Here is an 18870-nt window from a genome sequence, read left to right on the forward strand (position 1 = left end):
CGGCCTGCTGGGATGGCTGGCGTCGCACTCAGCGCGCGGCCCGTTCGATCACATTGGTCACCGTGTCGGGTTGCGAGAGCATGACCAGGTGGGAGGCGCCGTCGACCTCGACGATCCTCGCGCCGGCGCGGTTGGCCATGAAGCGCTCGGCCGCCGGAGAGATCGCGTGGTCACCGGTCGAGACGACCGCGTACTTCGGCAGCGCCGCCGGGGCCGTCCGCTCGATCGGCTCACCGAAGGCAGCCGCGGCGACCGGGCGCTGAGCGGCCACGAACGCGGACGCCTGGCGGGCCGGGAGGTCGGCGGCGAAGACCGCGCGAGCGTTGTCGGGCTTGATCGCGAGATCGAGTCCACCGGGGTAGGCGATCGGGGTGGTCGCCGAGCCCAGGTCGCTGCCGGGGAACTGCGAGTTCAGCGCGCCCAGCGTCTCACCGGCCTGCGGAATGAACGCGTTGACGTAGACGAGCGACTTCACGCCCTCGGTACCGGCCAGCTCACTCACGAGCGCGCCACCGTACGAATGCCCGACCAGAACCTTAGGACCGGGAATGGTCGCCAGTACCCCGCTCAGGTACGACGTATCGGCTGCGATGCCTCGCAGCTGGACGGCCGGAGCGACGACCTGATAGCCGTCCCGCTGCAACCGGCCCGTCACCTCCGACCAGCTGCTCCCATCGGCGAACGCCCCGTGGAGCAGGACGATCGTCGGTTTAGGTGGGGTTTGTGTTCCCATCGTGGCTTGTGCGGTGGTCGTGCCGGCCAGCAGCAGGGTGCCGCCGAGTGCGGTCAGGACGACGGTGCGGCTCAGGTTTCGTACGGACTGGATCAGCTTGTTCATCGTGTTCACGCCTTTGTGTTGCCAGTGGTGGGTGCTTGGAGGTTGCGGGCCTCGATGGCCTTGACGGAGTCGTGGAACGGCTTGCCGAGCACGCTCTTGCCGAACAGGCCGAGCACGATCCCGAGCATCCGGCCCTTGAAGTTCTTGCCCTGGCGCACGATCGACGCGTCGATCGTGGTCGTGCCGTCCGTCCGGCGGCGCAGGGTGTAGGTGTGACCGGACGCTCCGCCCCACAGGTTGGAGTCGATGGTCTTGAGGACGATGTGGTCCGGGTTCGACCAGTCGTAGCGCAGCCGTTCCCAGGCGCTGTCGTTGCCTTCGGTCACCTCGGCGTACCCGGGGCCCTGGGCATGGACCAAGAGGTGGTCGTCGGAGCTGTTGACGAACAGCTTCGACCGGCCCGGCCCGAAGTCGGTCAGCCCGGCGACGAACTGCTCGGGTGTCGAGGTGGTGATCTCGGTGAGATGGATGGTGGACATGTACGTTCCGTTTCCTCGAGGGATTCCCTGGCGGGATCCACTGACCCCACTGTTCGTCGCCCGGGAACCACTCACACCAGTGCCTTCCCCTGGTGCTACCCACGTGTTCCGACGCGAGGGCCGCGCGGCGTCAGCCCTTGGGGATCGATGTCGTCACGGCGTGGCGACGAGATGGCGGAGTGCTGCCGGGTATTCGAGGTGCGCGGGCAGGGCGATGCCGGGCGCAAGGGGTGCGTGGACCAGTCCGTCGGAATCGACACAGGCCTCGCGGCGGACGTCGGTCGAGGTCACCAGCGACTCGTAGTACGTGGTGTTCGAGATGGCCATGCAGAGGTGCTGGTTGGGGATGTCGGAGCCGTGGACCTCGGCGCGGAGGCGATAGGCATCGGCCAGGTGAGCGATCCGCATCGCTCCGGTGATCCCGCCGCGCAGGGTTGTGCTCGCCCGTACGCCGAAGGTCGCCGCGCCCGAGTTGATGAAGTCGGCGGCGTTCAGATGCGCGCCGTCCGAGGTCTCGGCGACCAGCAGCGGGACGCCGACCGACCGAGCCAGGAGCCCGTACGCCGTGACGCTGAACTCACGCATCGGCTCCTCGTACCAGAGGTAGTCCAGGTCCGTGAGTGCGCGGCCGAGCCGGATCGCATCGGGCAGGTCGAAGCCGGCTGAGCCGTCGTACATCAGTGGCACGTCGTCGCCGACATGTTCGCGCAGGGCCGCGCACAACTTCGCATCGCGACGTGCATCGCCCCAGGCGTGCAACTTGATCGCCGCGTACCCGGCCTCGAGGCACTGGGTCGCCACATCGAGGAACTCCGCGGTCGTGGCGAAGGTCGAGGTCGACGCGTACGCCGGGATCGAGCGCCGGTGACCACCGAGCAACTGCCAGACCGGCTGCCCGGCGACGCGGCCGGCGAGATCCCACAGCGCGACGTCGATCAGGCCGAGCGTGGGCAGCGGGAGCTCCTCGATCCGGTCGAGCTCCCAGATCCGGTGCCAGAGCCACTCCCGCTGGTACGGATCCTGGCCGACCAGCTCGTCCCGGAACACCCGATCGACGAGCTCCTCCAGCTGCGCGGCGCCACCGGGACGGGCGAACAGCGCCACCCCCTCAGCGCCCTCGTCGGTACCGATCCGGAGCACGGCGCCGTCGGCGTCCGGCGCGCTCCCGCCGAGACCCGCACGCCAGCTGAACGGCGGACTCGCGGCGGGAATCCGGACTCGATGGGTCTCGACATGGGTGATCTTCATGAGCTCTTTCCGACGAATGAATCAGATCAATGCGTCGTCAAGGTAGCAAGAGGACACCATCTTGCCTACAAACCAGGCTCCTCTTTCGAGATTAACCAGGTTCATCACCTTCTCAGCGAGGCCGGCTGTCACGTCCACGGGCCGGGCAGGTGGAGCACTGCTGCTACCTGTCCCGTCTTCCTGCGTGCTGCGACTGGACACTTCGCGCGCTGGGAGGGATCGTGCAAGTGGAGACGTTGATGGCTGACTTGGTGGAACGGATCGGCGCTGGGACGACGACTACGCTCCCGCGCAGACGAAGCCTGGGCAGTGTGGTCGGCAAGTGGGTGTCCACCACCGACCACAAGCTGATCGGGCATCTCTACCTGATGACCTCGTTCGCGTTCTTCCTGATCGGTGGCGTGATGGCGCTGCTGATCCGGGCCGAGCTGGCCAAGCCGGGGTTGCAGATCGTCGACGAAGAGGTCTACAACCAGCTCTTCACCATGCACGGCACGATCATGCTGCTGCTGTTCGCGACCCCGCTGTTCGTCGGCTTCGCCAACGAGATCATGCCGGTCCAGATCGGCGCCCCCGACGTCGCGTTCCCACGGCTCAACATGTTCAGCTACTGGCTGTTCCTCTTCGGCGGCCTGATCACGCTGTCCGGCTTCATGACGCCCGGCGGGGCCGCGGACTTCGGCTGGACCGGCTATGCCCCACTGTCCGGTGGTACGCGCTCACCGGGTGTCGGTGGTGACCTGTGGGTGATGGGCCTGTGGATGGCCGGCCTGGGCACCATCCTCGGTGCGGTCAACTTCGTCACCACGATCATCACGATGCGGGCGCCCGGTATGACGATGTTCCGGATGCCGATCTTCACCTGGAACATCCTGGTGACCTCGATCCTGGTCCTGATCGCCTTCCCGATTCTCGCCGCAACCCTGCTGATGCTGGAGGCGGATCGGGCCCTGGGGGCTCACGTCTTCGACGCCGCGAACGGCGGGCCGTTGCTGTGGCAACACCTGTTCTGGTTCTTCGGGCATCCCGAGGTCTACATCATCGCGCTGCCGTTCTTCGGCATCATCACCGAGATCCTGCCGGTCTTCAGCCGCAAACCCATCTTCGGGTACGTCGGCCTGGTGGCGGCCACCCTGTCCATCGGCGCCCTGTCGATCGCCGTCTGGGCCCACCACATGTTCGTCACCGGCGGCGTGAATCTCCCGTTCTTCTCCTTCATGACGTTCCTGATCGCCGTACCGACCGGGGTGAAGTTCTTCAACTGGATCGGCACCATGTGGGGCGGCTCGGTGTCGTTCGACACCCCGATGCTGTGGTCGGTCGGCTTCCTGGTGACCTTCCTGTTCGGCGGCCTGACCGGCGTCATCCTGGCCTCGCCCGCGCTGGACTACCAGCTGTCCGACTCGTACTTCGTGGTCGCGCACTTCCACTACGTCGTCTTCGGCACCGTCGTGTTCGCGATGTTCGCGGGCTTCTACTTCTGGTGGCCCAAGTTCACGGGCCGGATGCTCGACGAGAAGCTCGGCAAGCTGCACTTCTGGCTGCTGTTCATCGGCTTCCACACAACCTTCCTGGTCCAGCACTGGCTAGGTGTCGAGGGCATGCCGCGCCGCTACGCGACGTACAGGGCAGACGACGGCTTCACCACCCTGAACCAGGTATCGACGGTCGGCGCGGCGCTTCTGGGCCTGTCGATGTTGCCGTTCTTCTACAACATCTACAAGTCGCGCAAGTCGCCACTCGTCGGAGTCGACGACCCCTGGGGCTGGGGCCGCTCGCTGGAGTGGGCAACCAGCTCCCCTCCCCCGCGACACAACTTCGAGAAGCTACCGCGGATCCGGTCCGAGAGTCCTGCCTTCGATCTGCACCATCCGGCCGTCGCGTTGATGGAGTACCCGGACAGCGGGGCCGGGCGGGACGACCTGCTGGACGCCGGTGAGGACCAGGGCCGAGTCGAGAACCTGGAACGCAACACCGGGGCCGATCAGGACTCCCCGCCCAACGACGGCTGACCGCTGCTCAGCGCGAGGGCGACGATGTCGGCCGCGGCACTGACGTCCGGGAGCGGACCGTCACAGCGCAGAGCATTGGCTTCGTGCAGCAGGACCGCCACGTAGGTGTCCGCGGCCTGGCGGCGCATCCGGTGATCGAGCGCGAACGGGCTGGCCGCGTCGAGGACCCGCTCGGTCAGGTCCATCAGCCCGGCGTGCAGACCATGCAGATGGCCCCGCACCTCGACATGGGTGTTCGCCTCACGGAACAGGATCGTCCGTAGTACCGGCGACTTCTGCCGGCCGTGCTCGAACTCGCGGGCCAGCCGCACAAGCGAGCCTGGTACGTCACCAGCAACCGCCAAGCCACCGACCGCGCACAACGGGTGCGACGGCAGGCGCTCGGCGAACAGCGTCCGCAGTACGTCCAGCTTCCTCGGGAAGTAGTAGAACAACAGCCCTTTCGCCACTCCTGCCCGGTCGGCCAGAAGCTTGGTCGGGGTGGCGTCGAAACCGTCCTCGGCGAACAGGTCCTCGGCGGCGTCGAGGATCCTCGTCCGGGCCGCGTCGGTCTCACCGGGTGCGGCTTTGCCCACCCGGCGAGACCGACGCCCCACCGACCGATCTCCGACCATCGCAGATCCTCTCGGGGCCGGACTGGTAAACGTGTCGTCAGGATGTGGTGGCGGCCCCGCGGTGCGATCTGGTGATCTGCAGGTCCGCCACACCGATCAAGAAGACGACGGCGCCGACGATCCAGGCCGTCCAGGCCATCGGATGAGTTCCGCTGAAGTCCATCACCCAAGGCGAGATGAAGAACAGCACACCCAGCAACGCGGTTGCGCCCTCGGCCGGCAACAGGTCCGGCCGGGCGAGCTCCACGGCCGCGATCCCCGCGGTCAGGATGCCGAGCACGATCATCGTCGTGGTGGCCTTGCTCGTCGTCGTCGTCCAGATCGGCGACAAGAAGGCGTAGATCCCTGCGAGCAATGCGATGAAGTCCTGCGGGTGGGTCCATCTTTTCATCCGGACCAACCACCTTTCCACCTGTGGGTCCGTCGCTCCGTAGGCGGGCCGATCAAGCCCAGTGTCATCCTGACTGACCGCCCGGTCAAGCACACGACAGCACCCGCCGGCCCCACTGTCACAGATACGGCAACAGAGGCAAACGTCATACGTATGGCGAGCCAGGGCAGACGTCCTGGCGCCGCGGCCGCGGTCGGCCGGCTAGAAGACCAGGGACAGGAGCAAGGTCAGGCCGAGGCCCATGACGGAGATGATGGTCTCCATCACGGACCAGGTCTTGATGGTCTGGCCGACCGTCAGGCCGAAGTACTCCTTGACGAGCCAGAAGCCGGCGTCGTTGACGTGGGAGAAGAACAGCGAGCCGGCGCCGATGGCCAGTACGACCAGCGACAGGTTCGGGTCGCTCAGGCCGGCGGCGAGTGGGGCCACGATGCCGGCGGCCGTCACGGTGGCGACCGTCGCGGAGCCGGTGGCCAGCCGGATCAGGACGGCGACCATCCAGCCGAGCACGAGGGCGGACAAGCTGGCGGCCACGGCGATCTTCGCGATCGCCGTACCGGTCCCGCCGTCGACCAGGACCTGCTTGAAGCCGCCGCCCGCGCCGACGATCAGCAGCACGCCGACGATCGGGAACAGGCTCTCACCGATCTTCCTGCTCAGGACGGAAACACTGAAACCGACCGCGGTGCCGAAGGTGTACATGGCCAGCAGTACGGCGATCAGCAACGCCACCACCGGATCGCCGATGAACTCGAGGAAGGGGAACAGCGCCGCGTCCTTGCTCATCCAGACGTCGGCGGCGGCCTTGAGCAGCATCAGTACCACTGGCGACAACACCGTGATGAGCGTCCAGGTGAAGGTGGGGCTGCGGGTCGCGTTCGGATCCTGCGCGCCGCCGGCCGCCGCTCCTCCGGTGTCCCGCACCTCGCCGTCGCCGCGCTCGGACCCGCCGGTCACCGCGAGAGCAGCGCCGGAAGCACCGATCGGCACCCATTGGGCGGCGAACCGGCCGAACAGCGGACCCGCCACCGCGACCGAGGGAATCGCGACCAGCAGGCCGAGCGCCAAGGTGATGCCGACGTTGCCGTGCAGGATGCCGATCGCGGCCAGCGGACCGGGGTGCGGCGGTACGAAACCGTGCAGGACCGAGAGACCGGCCAGGGCAGGAATCCCCAGCAGCATGGCCTTCCCGCCCGAGCGCCGGACGGCGAGCATCACGATCGGGATCAACAGGACCAGCCCGATCTCGAAGAACATCGGGATCCCGATGATCCCCGCGATCAGTGCCATCTTCCACGGCAGCGTCGCGGCCCGGCCGCGGAGCAAGGTGTCCACCACCTTGTCGGCGCCGCCGGAGTCGGCGAGCAGCTTGCCGAGCATGGCGCCGAGCGCGATCAGCACACCGACGTACCCGAGAACACCACCGACGCCGTTCTCGAACGACTTCGTCACCCCACCGGCCCCGATCCCCGAGGCCAGCCCGACGAACAGCGAACCGATCGTCAGCGCGAGGAAGGCGTGCAGCTTGACCCCCACGATCAGCAGCACGATCAACGCGATCCCCAGGACCGCGACGATCAGGACCCGGGTGTCGTGCCCGTTCCAGGGTGCGTTCACATCGGCCGTCGCCAGTTGGGCCAGCATGAAGCCACCACCTCCGCTACTCGCTCAGCGCCGAACCGGTGCTCCTGCAGGCTACGCCCGGTGAGCGGGTTTGTCGTTGCAGCTCTGTGGACAAACCCGCTCAACAGCGGCTCGGCTCAGCCGGTGTAGCCGGCGAAGATCTGGCTGAACTGGTACGGCGTCTGCGGGACGTTGGTGCAGTTGACGAGGGATCCGTTGCAGGCGTTGCGGTCTCGGGTCATCTCCCAGAAGGAGAGCATGCCGAGGTGCTTGGTGCGGGCGAAGTCGACCAGTTGGGTGGAGTGGGTCTGGTTGAACGTGCCGCCGTCGTCGTTGCGGCCGAGCATCGGGGTGACGCCGACCTTGAGCCAGGCCTGGGCGTCGGTGAGGGACGGCCACAGCGACTTGATCTGGCTGAAGGTGCTCTGCGCGGCCTGTACGGCGAAGTCACCGTAGTTGCCGGACGAGCGGTTGTAGTCCATCGCCATGATGTTCACGACGTCGAGGTTGATGCCGTTGTCGCGGGCCGACTTCAGGACGGCGAAACCGTTCCCGTCGAGGCCTTCGGGCAGCACCGGCAGCGTCAGCGAGATCTTCAGCCCCGGCCGGTTGCTCTGCAGGATGGACAGCGCCTGCGAGCGGCGGGCGATCGAGACCGGGTCCGCGGCCGCGCCGCCTTCGATGTCCAGGTCCAGGTAGCGCAGCTGGTACGCATCGACGACCGCCTGGTACTCCGTTGCGGTTGCCTGCGGGGTCGGGCAGACCTGGGCGAGTTCGCTACCGGCCGCACCACCGAAGGAGATCTTGACGTCGCCGCCGCGGGCCCGGATCGCGTCGATCTGGTCCTTGCTCCAGGCCGTCCTGGGGTCGTACGCCCCGAACCAGCTCGCCTTGCAGCCACCGCTGCCGGTGATGAAGCCGAGCGTGAACGAGCGCAGATTGCCGGCGGTGGCCATCGCGGTGAGCGACGGCGTCGGCCAGGCGCCCATGTCGACGTACGGCGCGACCGGTACCAGCGACCCGGCCGGGCCGGAAACCGTCGTCGCGCTGACCGTATTGCTGGCCGGCGACGAGTTCCCGGCGGCATCATGCGCCTTGACTGTGAACGTGTACGCCGTTCCCGGGTTGAGTCCACCGACCGTACCGGTGGTCAGATCCGTGCTGATCAGCTGCGTGCTGCCCGAGTAGACGTCGTACCCGGTGACGCCGATGTTGTCCGTCGATGCGTTCCAGGCCAAGGACACCGTGCTGGTACTTGTCCCAGTGACCCGGAAGTTCGCCGGAGCGGTCGGCGCGCTGGTGTCACCCGCACCGCCCGCGCAGAGCCCACCGTTCACCCTGCAGTTCGTCGGACGAGCGGGTCCCTTGGCGATGAACCCGAAGGTGGCGGACTGCCCAGCGGCAAGCGGCGCATTCCAGCTCGCGTTGGCGGCCACGATGTGGTTCCCGGTCCGAGTGACGACCGAATCCCACGAGCTGGTGATGTTCGTTCCGGTCGCGAGATCGAACTCGACCCGCCAACTGCTGATGGTGGCGGCAGTGCCGTTGGTGACGGTGTAGGCGACTTGGAAGTTGCCGTCCCATTCACCGGTCAGAGCGTAGGCCGCGGTGACCGATCCCGCCGCTGTCGCCGGGGGCGCGGCAGTGAACGGAACCAGCAGAGCGAGGAGGGCGAAGACAGCGAGCAGAACACGTGATCTGGGGCGGATCATGGGTGCCTCCGGGCAGTTGTTCAATTATTAAGAAGCAACCATATATAAAGATTGTTTCCAGTCAATACCTCGATCTTCAGTGGACCTGGCGGGTGTCGCCGGACCAGTAGGACCTGCGGAGTTCTCGTTTGAGGATCTTGCCGGCGCCGGAGACGGGGAGGGCTTCGACGAGGTCCAGGCTGCGGGGGGCCTTGTAGCCGGCAATGAAGGTCTTGGTGTGTTCACGCAGGTCCTCGAGGGTCGGGGTTTGGCCGGGTGCCGGTACGACGACGGCGTGCACGCGCTCGCCCCACTCGGTGTCGGGGACGCCGATGACCGCGCACTGGGCGACCGCGGGGTGGCGTGCGATGGCGTTCTCGACCTCGGCCGAGTACACGTTCTCGCCGCCGGTGACGATCATGTCCTTCAGGCGGTCGACGATGTAGAGATAGCCCTGGTCGTCGAGATAGCCGGCATCGCCGGTGTGCAGCCAGCCGTTGCGCAGCACCGCGGCGGTCTCGGCCGGCTTGCCCCAGTAGCCGGCCATCAGGTGGTCGCCGCGAACGGTGATCTCCCCGATCGTTGCCGTGGGCACCTGGTTGCTGTCGGCATCGACGATCCGCAGCTCCGAGTGCGGCGCGGCCTGGCCGGCCGACCTGAGCAGGCCGTTGCGGTGGTCGTCCGGGGTCAGGACGGTGACGATCGGCGCGGTCTCGGTCAGTCCGTAGGCCTGCGTGAAGGTCGCAGCCGGGAGCCGGCGCATCGCCCGCTCCAGCACCGCCGCCGGGATCGGCGACGCGCCGTACAGGACGGCACGCAGGCTCGTCAGGTCGTACTCGCCGATCCGGGGATCATCGACGAGCAACTGGATCATCGTCGGTACGACGAGGACGTCGGTGACCCGATGAGCGGCGATCGCCTCGAAGACGCTCTCGGTCTTGAAGCTCGGTACGAAGACATGGCTTCCAGCCAGCAGCAGCGTCGAACCCCACACCGCAAGGGCAGCCAGGTGGAACATCGGCGCGCAGTGCAATGACCGGGACGCGCGAGTCGGCAAGCAGCCGGTCGCGGCTGACCCGAGCCACGACGTCGCCAGGTTCGTGTGCGAGAGCATCACGCCCTTGGGTGACCCGGTCGTACCGCCCGTGTAGAAGACGCCGGCCAGCGCATCGCCGCCGAGGCACGTGTCGGCGACCGGCTGCGCGCCCGCGATCAGCGACTCGTAGTCCAGCGTGCCGTCCGGCGCAGGCCCCTCCCCCAGATAGATCACCGTACGCAAGCCAGGCACCGCCGAGTACAGCGTCGGCAGCAAAGGCACGAAGGCCTCGTCGACGAAGAGCACCCGGGTGTCGCAGTCCGCCAGCGAATAGGCGATCTCGGCCGGACTCCACCGGATGTTGACCGGGTTGAGCACAGCACCGGCCCACGGCACGGCCAGCAGGTACTCGTGGTACCGGTCGGAATTGAGCGCGAGAATCCCCACCCGGTCGCGCGACCGCACGCCCAGCCCCTGCAGGGCACCGGCCAGCCGGGACACCCGCTCGGCCACCTCGGCGAAGGTACGCCGTCGCTCGCCGCAGATCGTCATCACCGCGTCCGGCTGCTGCTGGACGGCTCGGTGCAGCCCTTGGGTCAGGTACATCGAAGGCTCCTCTGGAGAGATTCATTGCGCCCTGCGGCAGAAGCCCCTACAGTGATTCCACTGCACGGCGTAGCGTAATGGAGTGTAACCATGGCAGGACGTCCCCGGAACCCCGAACTCGAACAGCGGTTGCTACTGGCAACCTGGGAGCTGCTGACCGAGCGCGGCTACGACGCATTGACTCTGGCCGAGGTGGCCAACCAGGCCGGCGCGCACCGCACAGACGTCTACCGCCGCTGGTCCACCAAGGCGCAACTGGTCGTCGAGACGCTGACCGAGCACCTCCCCCCGATCATCGATCCGGACACCGGCTCGTTGCTGAGCGACCTGCGCGCGATCATCGGCGAGTTCGCGAAGTCCTGGTCGGCGCCGTGGATCGACGGGGTCGTCGGCCTGCTCGCCGACCTGCAGCGCGATCCCGATGCCGAGCTGGCCTTCCGGACCATGGCCGAAGGGCGTGGCGTCCCGCTGGGCCGCGCGCTCGCCCGGGCCATCGAGCGCGGCGAGATCGCCGCCACCACGGACCGCGCGCTCGCCGGGGATCTCGTTGAAGGCCCGTTGATGCACCGCCGCATCGCGGCCCGCCAGCCGCTCACTCCGGAATTCCTCGACTCCGTCGCCACCGTCGCCCACCAGGTGCTGACCAACACAGCCCGGCTCCCCCGTTGAGCCGTACCGATCGAGAGGTCAGATCACCATGCCTGCTGAGCATCTCCACCCCGGCGACGGGCTGACCGAGCAGTACGCCGTACTTCCCGACGGCCGCCGTCTACGGGCGATCACGGCCGGCACCGGCGACGGCCCACTCGTGGTGTTCGAAGCCGGTATGAGCGCGCCGGCCGCGAGCTGGGTCCACACCCAACGCCGGCTCGCCACCCACGCGCGCACTCTGTCGTACGACCGCGCCGGCTACGGCGGGAGCGATGTCGACCCTGCCGATCGCACGCTCGAGCGGATCGTCGACGATCTCGAAGTACTGCTCCGCGACGAACCAGGGCCGCTGGTCCTGGTCGGGCACAGCTGGGGCGGCCCGATCCTGCGGCTGTTCTGTGAACGTCAGCCCGAGCGCGTCGCAGGCATCGTCTTCGTCGACGCGACGATCGTCGAGGTGATGCCCGAGGGCGACGGCAAGCTGCTGGCGAGGTCGTTCGCCGTGCTGGAACTGCTCGCCCGGCTGGGCGGCAAAGGGCTGATCGTCAAGCAGACCCTGCCGCACTGGTCCCCCGACCTCAGCCCGGCCGAGCGGGAGATCATCGTCCGCGACTACGCGAACCCACGGGCCATGCGCGCCGGACGCCGCGAGGCCCAGCAGGTTGTACCGGCACTCCACACCATGCGCCGGCTGGAAGCGGCCGGCACGCCAGACGTGCCCACGATCTGCTTGCAGGCAGGGCGCGTCGACCGAGGCATGAAGAAGCGCCGGCCGGCCTTCAACCGAGCCGCCGGGGAGTTGATGGCCGCGATCCCCAGCGGGCGGGTGGAAATCCTCGACGGCGTCGGGCACCTGATTCCGCAGGAAGACCCGGCAGCGACCCACGCCGCGATCGTCGAGGTCCTGACCACTGCCCGCAAGCAATTCAACTCCGCACCGTAGCGAAATGAGGTGAAGGGGTTGACCGACGCCCTGCACGACCTGACCGCGACGGCGCAACTGGCCGCGCTCCGCGCCGGCGAGCTGAGCTCCCGCGAGCTGACCGCCCACTACCTGGACCGGATCGCCGACCACGACGACGAGCTCGGCGCGTTCACCACCGTCACCGCGGAGCTCGCGATCGAGGAGGCCGCGCAAGCCGACAAGCGAATCGCCGAAGGCGAGTGGTCGCCGTTACTCGGCCTGCCGCTGGGGATCAAGGATCTCTTCGCGACCGCCGGGGTACGCACGACCTTCGGATCCGCCGCCCTCTCCGACACGGTCCCCGACGTCAACGGCTGGACCACCGGGCTGTTGCGACAGGCCGGCGCGATCCTCCTCGGCAAGACCAACACCCCCGAGTTCGGCAGCACCTGCTACACCGAGAACGCGGTGACAGCGAAGCCGTCGGTCACGCCGTACGACCTGACGCGCTACGCGAGCGGCTCGAGTGGCGGTGCGGCCGCAGCGGTCGCGGCCGGACTGCTACCGGTCGCGCACGCCAGCGACGGCGCCGGCTCGATCCGCACGCCCGCCACGACCTGCCATCTCGTCGGCATGAAGCCGAGCCTCGGCCTGGTCACCCCCAACGTCCCATCCGGCTCCTTCTTCCCGACCACGATCGAAGGCCCGCTGGCGAGGACCGTCGCGGACGCCGCGCTCCTGCTCGACGTGATGGCCCAGCCGTCGAGCGGAGACCTGCACGGCTGGCGACCGGAGCAGCTGTTCACAGACGTCATCTCCCAGCCACCGCGGCCCTTGCGCGTTGCCGTCTGGACCGAGACCGGGCTGGACGGTGTCAGCCCGCACCCGGAAACGGTCCGGGCCGTGAAGCGGACCGCCGCGCTACTGGAAGAGCTGGGCCACGACGTACAGGAGGTCCCGCTCCCCTCCATCTGGGACGAGCAGCTCCGCGATGCGATGCGCAGGCACTTCGGCTACCTCGTCAACCTCGTCGTCGAGTCCCTGGTCCCCATGGATCGCAAAGGGCTGCTCACGCCGTACACGCTGTTCCTCGACGACATCGGCGCGCAACTGTCCGGCGCCGAGGTGCTGACCACGCAGGCGATCATGGCGCGGTCGGCCAGTTCCTACCTTGCCGTCTTCGAGCAGGCCGACGTCGCTCTCACTCCGGTGACCAGCGGTCCCCCGGTCCCGCTCGGACACTTCGACTCCGCCGGGGTCGAAGCGATCATCGACCTGATGTTGGAGTGGTCGGTCTACACGCCGTGGGCCAACCTGACCGGCCAGCCCGCGGTCGCGCTGCCTTCCCATCTCGATCACGACGGGCTGCCGTACGGCGTCCAGCTCGTCGGCCGTCCTCGCCACGATCTCGAGCTCCTCGCGCTGGCCGCGCAACTCGAGAGTGCCGCCCTGTGGGACGACGTACACCCACCCTGCTGGAGTCAGTGACGACCAGCCTGTCCCGCTACGGAGACACCATGAGAAGAATTGCTGCACCCGCTGCCGTCTGCGCGGCGGTGCTGGTCGCCTCGGGCTGCGGTGGCGCGAGTCCCGCCGCCGAGAGCCAGGCGCTGACCGACGGCGCGACCTTCACCTTCAACATCGACGCCGATCCGGGCAACCTCGACCCGCAGGCCGCGGCCAACAGCTGGGTCCAGCAGCTCGGCCGCTTCGGCTACGACCCGCTGGTCCAGATCGATGCCAACGGCAAGATCCTGCCCGGCCTCGCGACGGCGTGGGCGGTCGAGGGCAACCAGGTCAAGCTGACCTTGAAGAAGGGCGTCACCTGCTCGGACGGTACGCCGTTCACGGCGGCCAACGTGGCCACGAACCTCGCCTGGGTCGCGGACCCGAAGAACAAGAGCCCCCTGCTCGGCGTGTACCTCCCGGCCGGCACCAAGGCGACCGCGGACGACACCGTGGGCACCGTGACGATGACGGCGCCGCGAGTCGGCTCGTTCGTCCTCAACGGTCTCGCGCACCTCCCGATGGTCTGCGGCAAGGGCCTGCAGGACCGCAAGGCGTTGGCGCAGGGCATGGTCGGCACGGGTCCGTACACCTTGACCTCGGTGGCCGCCAACGACCAGTACGTCTTCACCAAGCGGGACGGCTACACCTGGGGTCCGAACGGACTCAGTACGGCGACCAAAGGCCTGCCGCAGAAGGTGATCGCCAAGATCATCCCGAACCCCACGACGGCCGCCAACCTCCTGCTCTCGGGTGGTCTCAACGCCGCCACCCTGATCGGCCCGGACGTCAAGCGGTTGCAGGCGGCGAACCTGTTCACCGCGAAGATGCCGCTGCTCGTCGGCGAGATGTGGTTCAACCAAGCGCCCGGCCGTCCAGCTGCCGATCAGTCGGTTCGGGAGGCATTGACCCGCGCGGTCGACCTCACCCAGCTGGCCAAGGTACTGACCTCTGGCGCCGGTACGCCGCCGACCACGCTCTCGTCCGTCGTACCGCTGGCCTGCCAGGGCGACTCGGTCGGCAGCGTTCTGCCCGGGCACGACCTGGAGAAGGCCAAGCAGCTGCTGGACAAGGCCGGTTGGGTGGCCGGCGCTGACGGCGTACGGGCGAAGGCAGGCAAGCCACTGGCTCTCACGTTGTCGTTCAACACCGCGTTCGGAACCGGGATCTCGGCAGCCGCCGAGCTGGCCACCAAGACGTGGACGGAGCTCGGGGTCAAGATCACCTCGAAGCCGCAGGACACGTCCGCGATCAACGGCGCCCTGTTCGGGACCGGCGACTGGGACATCGCGTGGGTCGGCGTCGGCGCGAGCTCACCCGACCAGCTCGTGCCCTTCGTCTCCGGCCCGGTCCCGCCCAACGGCACGAACTTCGGCCACATCGAGAATGCGGCGTACTCCACCGCGGCCGCTGCGGCGGCGAAGCTGCAGGGCACGGACAGCTGTGACAGCTGGCTGAAGGCCGAGGCGAAGCTCGTCGGTGACGTCGATGTCGTCCCGTTCGCCAACGACGTGATCCAGACCTTCGGCAAGGGCGCGCAGTTCGAGAACCTCGGCGGCCTGGTCCCGACCAGCATCCGAATGCTGGCCAGCTGATGACAAGCCTCGAGACCGTGCCCGCAGGCGCGTTGGCCGACAACCCGTGGGTGCGCTTCGCGGTGCGGCGGCTGGGGCGGATCGTGGTGTCGGTCTGGGTCTTGCTGACCGCGGCGTTCCTGATGATCCACCTCGTGCCTGGCGATCCCGTGCGTACCGTGCTCGGCCCCACTGCCACGGCCGAGGTGGTCGCCGCCAAGCGGCAGGCTCTCGGGCTGAACGACCCACTGTGGGAGCAATACGTGCACTACGTTCGTGGCGTGCTGACCGGCGACCTCGGCACCGCTCTGACGACCAACCTGCCGGTCTCCCAGGTGATCGGGCAGCGGCTGCCGACCACGGCCACGCTCGCAGTGTTGGCGTTTCTGCTGGCGGCGGCGGTCTCGATCCCGCTCGGAGTGTTCATGGGTGTGCTGACCCGTGGCGGCCGGGCACGCAGGGCCGAGCTCTCGTTCACCAGCATCAGCGTCGTGCTCGCCGCGCTGCCGGAGTTCCTGGTAGCGGTCGGGCTGGTCTACGTCTTCGGCGTGAGCCTCGGCTGGCTTCCTGTCGCGGGTCGGTCCGGGGCTGCGTCCTATGTGCTGCCGGTGGTCGCCCTGGCGATCGGCCCGGCCGCGGTGCTCAGCCGGATCGTGCGGGTCGAGATGCTCGGCGTACTGCAGGCCGACTACGTCCGTACCGCCCGGGCCAAGCGTCTCCCCGCAGCCGCCGTCTACCTCAAGCACGCCTTGCCGAACACCCTTACGGCGACGCTGACCCTCGGCGGCCTCCTGCTGAGCGTAATGGTCGCCGGCACGGTCCTGGTGGAGAACGTGTTCGCCTGGCCGGGCCTCGGGACCACGATGGTCAGCTCGATCCTGGCCAGGGACTACCCCGTCGTCCAGGCCATCGTGCTCGTGTACGGCCTCGGAGTACTGATCGTGAACCTCCTCGTCGACGTCGCCCTCGCGGTTCTAGATCCCCGATCCACCATCAGGGAGAGCTGAGCCATGCTGCGTCGATGGATGTCGGTACTACGTACGCCGCTAGGCGCAACAGCAACCCTCCTACTGGCCGCCGTCCTGACCGTCGCCGCGCTCGCCCCGATCCTGTGGGGCGCGCAAGCCGATCACGTCGACACCAACGCAATGCTGGAAGGCGTGTCGGCCCGCCACTGGGTCGGCACCGACGACCTGGGCCGCGACCTCTTCCTCCGCGTGCTTGTCGCCACCCGCCTCTCCATCCAACTGGCGTTGCTGGCCACGCTGATCGCCGTGGTGGCCGGGCTGACCCTAGGCACATTGCCCGCGCTCGTCGGCCCGCGCCTCGGCCGGCTGGCCGTTGCCTTCGTCAACCTCGCGGTCGCCTTCCCGGGGCTGTTGCTGGCGCTGTTCTTCGCGGTCATCTTCGGTGTCGGCACCCGGGGCGCGGTGCTGGCCATCGGCCTGGCCGGCGCGCCGTCGTTCGCCCGCCTGACGCAGACCCTCCTCGCCGGGGTGGTCGAACGCGACTTCGTGGCCGCCGCCCGCGCTGCCGGGGTCGGTCGCTTCAAGGTCCTGCAAAGGCATCTCCTGCCCAACATCGCGGAGCCCCTGGTGGTCAACGCCACCATCGGCGCCGGTGGCGCGCTGCTCGCCTTCGCCGGCCTGTCATTCCTGGGTCTGGGTGTGCAGGCACCGCAGTACGACTGGGGCCGGCTGCTCGGTGACGGCCTCGACGGCATCTATGTCACCCCTGCCGCCGCGTTGGCGCCAGGAGTCGCCGTGGTGATCGCGGGGCTGGCGTTCAACCTGTTCGGCGAGGCCGTGGCCAAGGGCTTCGGCCTGACGACTCCGACTCATCGGTTGCTGCGGGCCCCTGAAGCGCCTGCGCCGGTCGGCCCACCGGCTGTTGATGGCGATGAGGTGCTGGACGTCCGCGAGCTGTCGGTGACGCTGCCCGGTGGTCTGCGGCCCGTCCGCGGCGTCAGTCTGCGAATCGCGCGAGGCGAGGCAGTCGGCGTCGTCGGCGAGTCGGGATCGGGCAAGTCGCTGACTGCGCTGGCGATCGCACAACTGGTCGAGCAACCCATCCAGGTGGGCGCAACCCGGCTGCGCTTCCTTGGTACGGATCTCTTGAAAGGCACGCACCGGCGACTGCTCGGGACCTCGTTGGCCATGGTGTTCCAGGACCCGATGACCGCCTTGAACCCGGTACGCCGAATCGGCGCCCAACTCGCCGAGGGCCCGCGCGAGCACGACGGTCTGTCCCGCAAAGCCGCCTACGCGCGGGCGATCGACCGCCTGCGATCCGTACGGCTCAGTCACCCTGAGCGGCGAGCCGGTCAGTATCCGCACGAGTTCTCCGGCGGGATGCGGCAGCGCGCGCTGATCGGGATGGGCATGATGGGCACACCCGCGCTCATCATCGCCGACGAGCCGACCACCGCCCTCGACGTCACCGTGCAGCAACAGATTCTGCAACTGCTCGAGGACATCCGGACCGCCGACGACGTCGCGCTGCTCCTGATCAGCCACGACATCAGCATCGTCGGCACGGTCTGCGACCGGGTGCTCGTCATGTACGCCGGCCGCATCGTCGAGGATCTGCCGGCCGCGGACCTCGGGGATCGATCCCGGCACCCCTACACCCGTGCCCTGGTGGAGGCTGTTCCGACCATGCAGAGCTCGCTCGACCGGCCGCTCACTGTCATCCCAGGACGGATGCCCGACCTGGCCGACCTGCCCACCGGTTGCGCCTTCGCGTCGCGCTGCCCACGGGCCGACGGGCAGTGCCGTCGAGCCGAACCAGAGTTGGTTGCTGATGGCAACGGTGGCCGTGTCGCCTGCTGGCACGCCTACGACGTGACCCCACAGCCCGTCGCGGCAGGGAGGGCCTGATGCTGCGCTTCGAGAACGTCACCGTCCGCTACGGCAACGGCCGCCGGGCACTGACCGCGGTCGACGACGTGAGCCTGATCGTGCCCGATCGCGAGATCGTCGGGCTGGTCGGTGAATCCGGTTCGGGCAAATCCACCCTCGCGCGCGCCGCCGTCGGGCTGGCTCCGCTCACGGCAGGACGGATCACGCTCGACGGCCGGCCTCTCGATGTACGGGCTGCTGCCCGGCGCCCGCTGCAACTGGTCTTCCAGGATCCGTACTCCTCCCTGAACCCCCGGATGACGATCGGCCAGTCGATCGCCGAAACGATGCCGCGCCGCCCCCGCGCCGAACGCCAGACCGAGGTCAGTCGCCTCCTCGAACTCGTCGACCTCGACCCCGCCCGGGCCACCCAGTTCCCGTCCCAGCTATCAGGTGGTCAGCGCCAGCGGGTCGCCCTGGCCCGGGCCCTCGCCGGACGCCCTGACGTCGTCATCGCCGACGAGATCACCTCCGCCCTCGACGTCTCCGTCCAGGGCACCGTCCTCAACCGGATCCGCGACCTGCAACTCCAGCTCGGCCTGTCGATGCTCTTCATCTCGCACAACCTCGCCGTCGTCCGGTACGTCGCCACCACCGTCGCCGTCATGTACCGCGGCCGGATCGTCGAACACGGCCCCACCGACGACGTCCTCACCAACCCTCGGCACGCCTACACACAGCAACTCCTGGCCGCGATCCCGCACGCACTGTCACGCCGCTCCCGGTGATCTTGCGAGTCCGCTGACACGGGCGAAAGATGTTACCCGCGACACCGCCCTGCACCGGTGAGGAGTGAC

The 18870-nt window shown here is 68.2% G+C and carries 16 protein-coding genes; 8 read left to right on the forward strand and 8 right to left on the reverse strand.

The genetic code is table 11. The annotated features are described in order from the left end of the window. Positions 1 to 28: 28 nt before the first annotated feature. From ABD116_RS04715 to ABD116_RS04725, 3 genes are all read right to left on the reverse strand, one after another. On the reverse strand, positions 29 to 838 hold the full coding sequence (locus ABD116_RS04715) for an alpha/beta fold hydrolase (protein WP_343965162.1): 810 nt from the start codon (positions 836 to 838) through the stop codon (positions 29 to 31). A gap of 5 nt (positions 839 to 843) precedes the next feature. Continuing rightward, complete coding sequence (locus ABD116_RS04720; RefSeq protein ID WP_343965163.1) at positions 844 to 1317, reverse strand: hypothetical protein; 474 nt, start codon at positions 1315 to 1317, stop codon at positions 844 to 846. 153 nt (positions 1318 to 1470) lie between these two features. Beyond that, the gene (locus ABD116_RS04725; protein ID WP_343965164.1) at positions 1471 to 2565 is read right to left on the reverse strand and encodes an enolase C-terminal domain-like protein; all 1095 of its coding nucleotides are present in this window, start codon (positions 2563 to 2565) and stop codon (positions 1471 to 1473) included. A 239-nt stretch (positions 2566 to 2804) separates the two neighbouring features. Between ABD116_RS04725 and ctaD the strand changes: the two genes are divergently transcribed. Beyond that, positions 2805 to 4577 (forward strand): aa3-type cytochrome oxidase subunit I, encoded by a 1773-nt coding sequence (gene ctaD / locus ABD116_RS04730; protein WP_343965165.1) that lies wholly within the window; start codon positions 2805 to 2807, stop codon positions 4575 to 4577. Here ctaD and ABD116_RS04735 read toward each other — a convergent pair. From ABD116_RS04735 to ABD116_RS04755, 5 genes are all read right to left on the reverse strand, one after another. Next, a complete protein-coding gene (locus tag ABD116_RS04735; protein ID WP_343965167.1) occupies positions 4550 to 5191 on the reverse strand; it encodes a TetR/AcrR family transcriptional regulator in 642 nt (213 codons plus the stop codon). The genes ctaD and ABD116_RS04735 overlap by 28 nt on opposite strands. Positions 5192 to 5228: 37 nt before the next feature. Then, positions 5229 to 5582 carry an SPW repeat protein gene (locus ABD116_RS04740; RefSeq protein WP_343965168.1) on the reverse strand — a complete coding sequence of 118 codons (354 nt, stop codon included), beginning with the start codon at positions 5580 to 5582 and terminating at the stop codon, positions 5229 to 5231. A 201-nt stretch (positions 5583 to 5783) separates the two neighbouring features. Further along, positions 5784 to 7226 carry a GntT/GntP/DsdX family permease gene (locus ABD116_RS04745; RefSeq protein ID WP_343965170.1) on the reverse strand — a complete coding sequence of 481 codons (1443 nt, stop codon included), beginning with the start codon at positions 7224 to 7226 and terminating at the stop codon, positions 5784 to 5786. 116 nt (positions 7227 to 7342) lie between these two features. After that, positions 7343 to 8917: a cellulose binding domain-containing protein gene (locus ABD116_RS04750; RefSeq protein ID WP_343965172.1), complete on the reverse strand. Its 1575-nt coding sequence runs from the start codon at positions 8915 to 8917 to the stop codon at positions 7343 to 7345. Positions 8918 to 8993: 76 nt separating this feature from the next. Next, complete coding sequence (locus ABD116_RS04755; protein ID WP_343965174.1) at positions 8994 to 10538, reverse strand: long-chain-fatty-acid--CoA ligase; 1545 nt, start codon at positions 10536 to 10538, stop codon at positions 8994 to 8996. A 90-nt stretch (positions 10539 to 10628) separates the two neighbouring features. Between ABD116_RS04755 and ABD116_RS04760 the strand changes: the two genes are divergently transcribed. The 7 genes from ABD116_RS04760 to ABD116_RS04790 are packed head-to-tail and all read left to right on the forward strand — an operon-like array spanning position 10629 to position 18801. Beyond that, positions 10629 to 11207: a TetR/AcrR family transcriptional regulator gene (locus ABD116_RS04760; RefSeq protein ID WP_343965176.1), complete on the forward strand. Its 579-nt coding sequence runs from the start codon at positions 10629 to 10631 to the stop codon at positions 11205 to 11207. Between the two features lie 28 nt (positions 11208 to 11235). Then, positions 11236 to 12132, forward strand: a complete 897-nt coding sequence (locus ABD116_RS04765) for an alpha/beta fold hydrolase (protein ID WP_343965177.1) — start codon at positions 11236 to 11238, stop codon at positions 12130 to 12132. A 9-nt stretch (positions 12133 to 12141) separates the two neighbouring features. Beyond that, the gene (locus tag ABD116_RS04770; protein WP_343965179.1) at positions 12142 to 13581 is read left to right on the forward strand and encodes an amidase; all 1440 of its coding nucleotides are present in this window, start codon (positions 12142 to 12144) and stop codon (positions 13579 to 13581) included. Positions 13582 to 13610: 29 nt separating this feature from the next. Next, entirely contained in the window at positions 13611 to 15194 is a 1584-nt protein-coding gene (locus tag ABD116_RS04775; protein WP_343965181.1) for an ABC transporter substrate-binding protein, read from the forward strand. Next, the gene (locus ABD116_RS04780; protein ID WP_343965183.1) at positions 15194 to 16180 is read left to right on the forward strand and encodes an ABC transporter permease; all 987 of its coding nucleotides are present in this window, start codon (positions 15194 to 15196) and stop codon (positions 16178 to 16180) included. The genes ABD116_RS04775 and ABD116_RS04780 overlap by 1 nt, the downstream gene beginning before the upstream one ends. A gap of 3 nt (positions 16181 to 16183) precedes the next feature. Continuing rightward, positions 16184 to 18052 carry a dipeptide/oligopeptide/nickel ABC transporter permease/ATP-binding protein gene (locus tag ABD116_RS04785; RefSeq protein WP_343965185.1) on the forward strand — a complete coding sequence of 623 codons (1869 nt, stop codon included), beginning with the start codon at positions 16184 to 16186 and terminating at the stop codon, positions 18050 to 18052. After that, positions 18052 to 18801 (forward strand): ABC transporter ATP-binding protein, encoded by a 750-nt coding sequence (locus ABD116_RS04790; protein WP_343965187.1) that lies wholly within the window; start codon positions 18052 to 18054, stop codon positions 18799 to 18801. The genes ABD116_RS04785 and ABD116_RS04790 overlap by 1 nt, the downstream gene beginning before the upstream one ends. Positions 18802 to 18870: the final 69 nt, after the last annotated feature.

Origin of the sequence: Kribbella koreensis, from assembly GCF_039525325.1 — a bacterium.
Taxonomy (GTDB): Bacteria; Actinomycetota; Actinomycetes; order Propionibacteriales; family Kribbellaceae; genus Kribbella; species Kribbella koreensis.

Bases quoted from the DNA above. Each gene is read 5' to 3' on its own strand.
- ABD116_RS04715 (WP_343965162.1), bottom strand. From the start codon at position 838: ATGAACAAGCTGATCCAGTCCGTACGAAACCTGAGCCGCACCGTCGTC.
- ABD116_RS04720 (WP_343965163.1), bottom strand. From the start codon at position 1,317: ATGTCCACCATCCATCTCACCGAGATCACCACCTCGACACCCGAGCAG.
- ABD116_RS04725 (WP_343965164.1), bottom strand. From the start codon at position 2,565: ATGAAGATCACCCATGTCGAGACCCATCGAGTCCGGATTCCCGCCGCG.
- ctaD (WP_343965165.1), top strand. From the start codon at position 2,805: ATGGCTGACTTGGTGGAACGGATCGGCGCTGGGACGACGACTACGCTC.
- ABD116_RS04735 (WP_343965167.1), bottom strand. From the start codon at position 5,191: ATGGTCGGAGATCGGTCGGTGGGGCGTCGGTCTCGCCGGGTGGGCAAA.
- ABD116_RS04740 (WP_343965168.1), bottom strand. From the start codon at position 5,582: ATGAAAAGATGGACCCACCCGCAGGACTTCATCGCATTGCTCGCAGGG.
- ABD116_RS04745 (WP_343965170.1), bottom strand. From the start codon at position 7,226: ATGCTGGCCCAACTGGCGACGGCCGATGTGAACGCACCCTGGAACGGG.
- ABD116_RS04750 (WP_343965172.1), bottom strand. From the start codon at position 8,917: ATGATCCGCCCCAGATCACGTGTTCTGCTCGCTGTCTTCGCCCTCCTC.
- ABD116_RS04755 (WP_343965174.1), bottom strand. From the start codon at position 10,538: ATGTACCTGACCCAAGGGCTGCACCGAGCCGTCCAGCAGCAGCCGGAC.
- ABD116_RS04760 (WP_343965176.1), top strand. From the start codon at position 10,629: ATGGCAGGACGTCCCCGGAACCCCGAACTCGAACAGCGGTTGCTACTG.
- ABD116_RS04765 (WP_343965177.1), top strand. From the start codon at position 11,236: ATGCCTGCTGAGCATCTCCACCCCGGCGACGGGCTGACCGAGCAGTAC.
- ABD116_RS04775 (WP_343965181.1), top strand. From the start codon at position 13,611: ATGAGAAGAATTGCTGCACCCGCTGCCGTCTGCGCGGCGGTGCTGGTC.
- ABD116_RS04780 (WP_343965183.1), top strand. From the start codon at position 15,194: ATGACAAGCCTCGAGACCGTGCCCGCAGGCGCGTTGGCCGACAACCCG.
- ABD116_RS04785 (WP_343965185.1), top strand. From the start codon at position 16,184: ATGCTGCGTCGATGGATGTCGGTACTACGTACGCCGCTAGGCGCAACA.
- ABD116_RS04790 (WP_343965187.1), top strand. From the start codon at position 18,052: ATGCTGCGCTTCGAGAACGTCACCGTCCGCTACGGCAACGGCCGCCGG.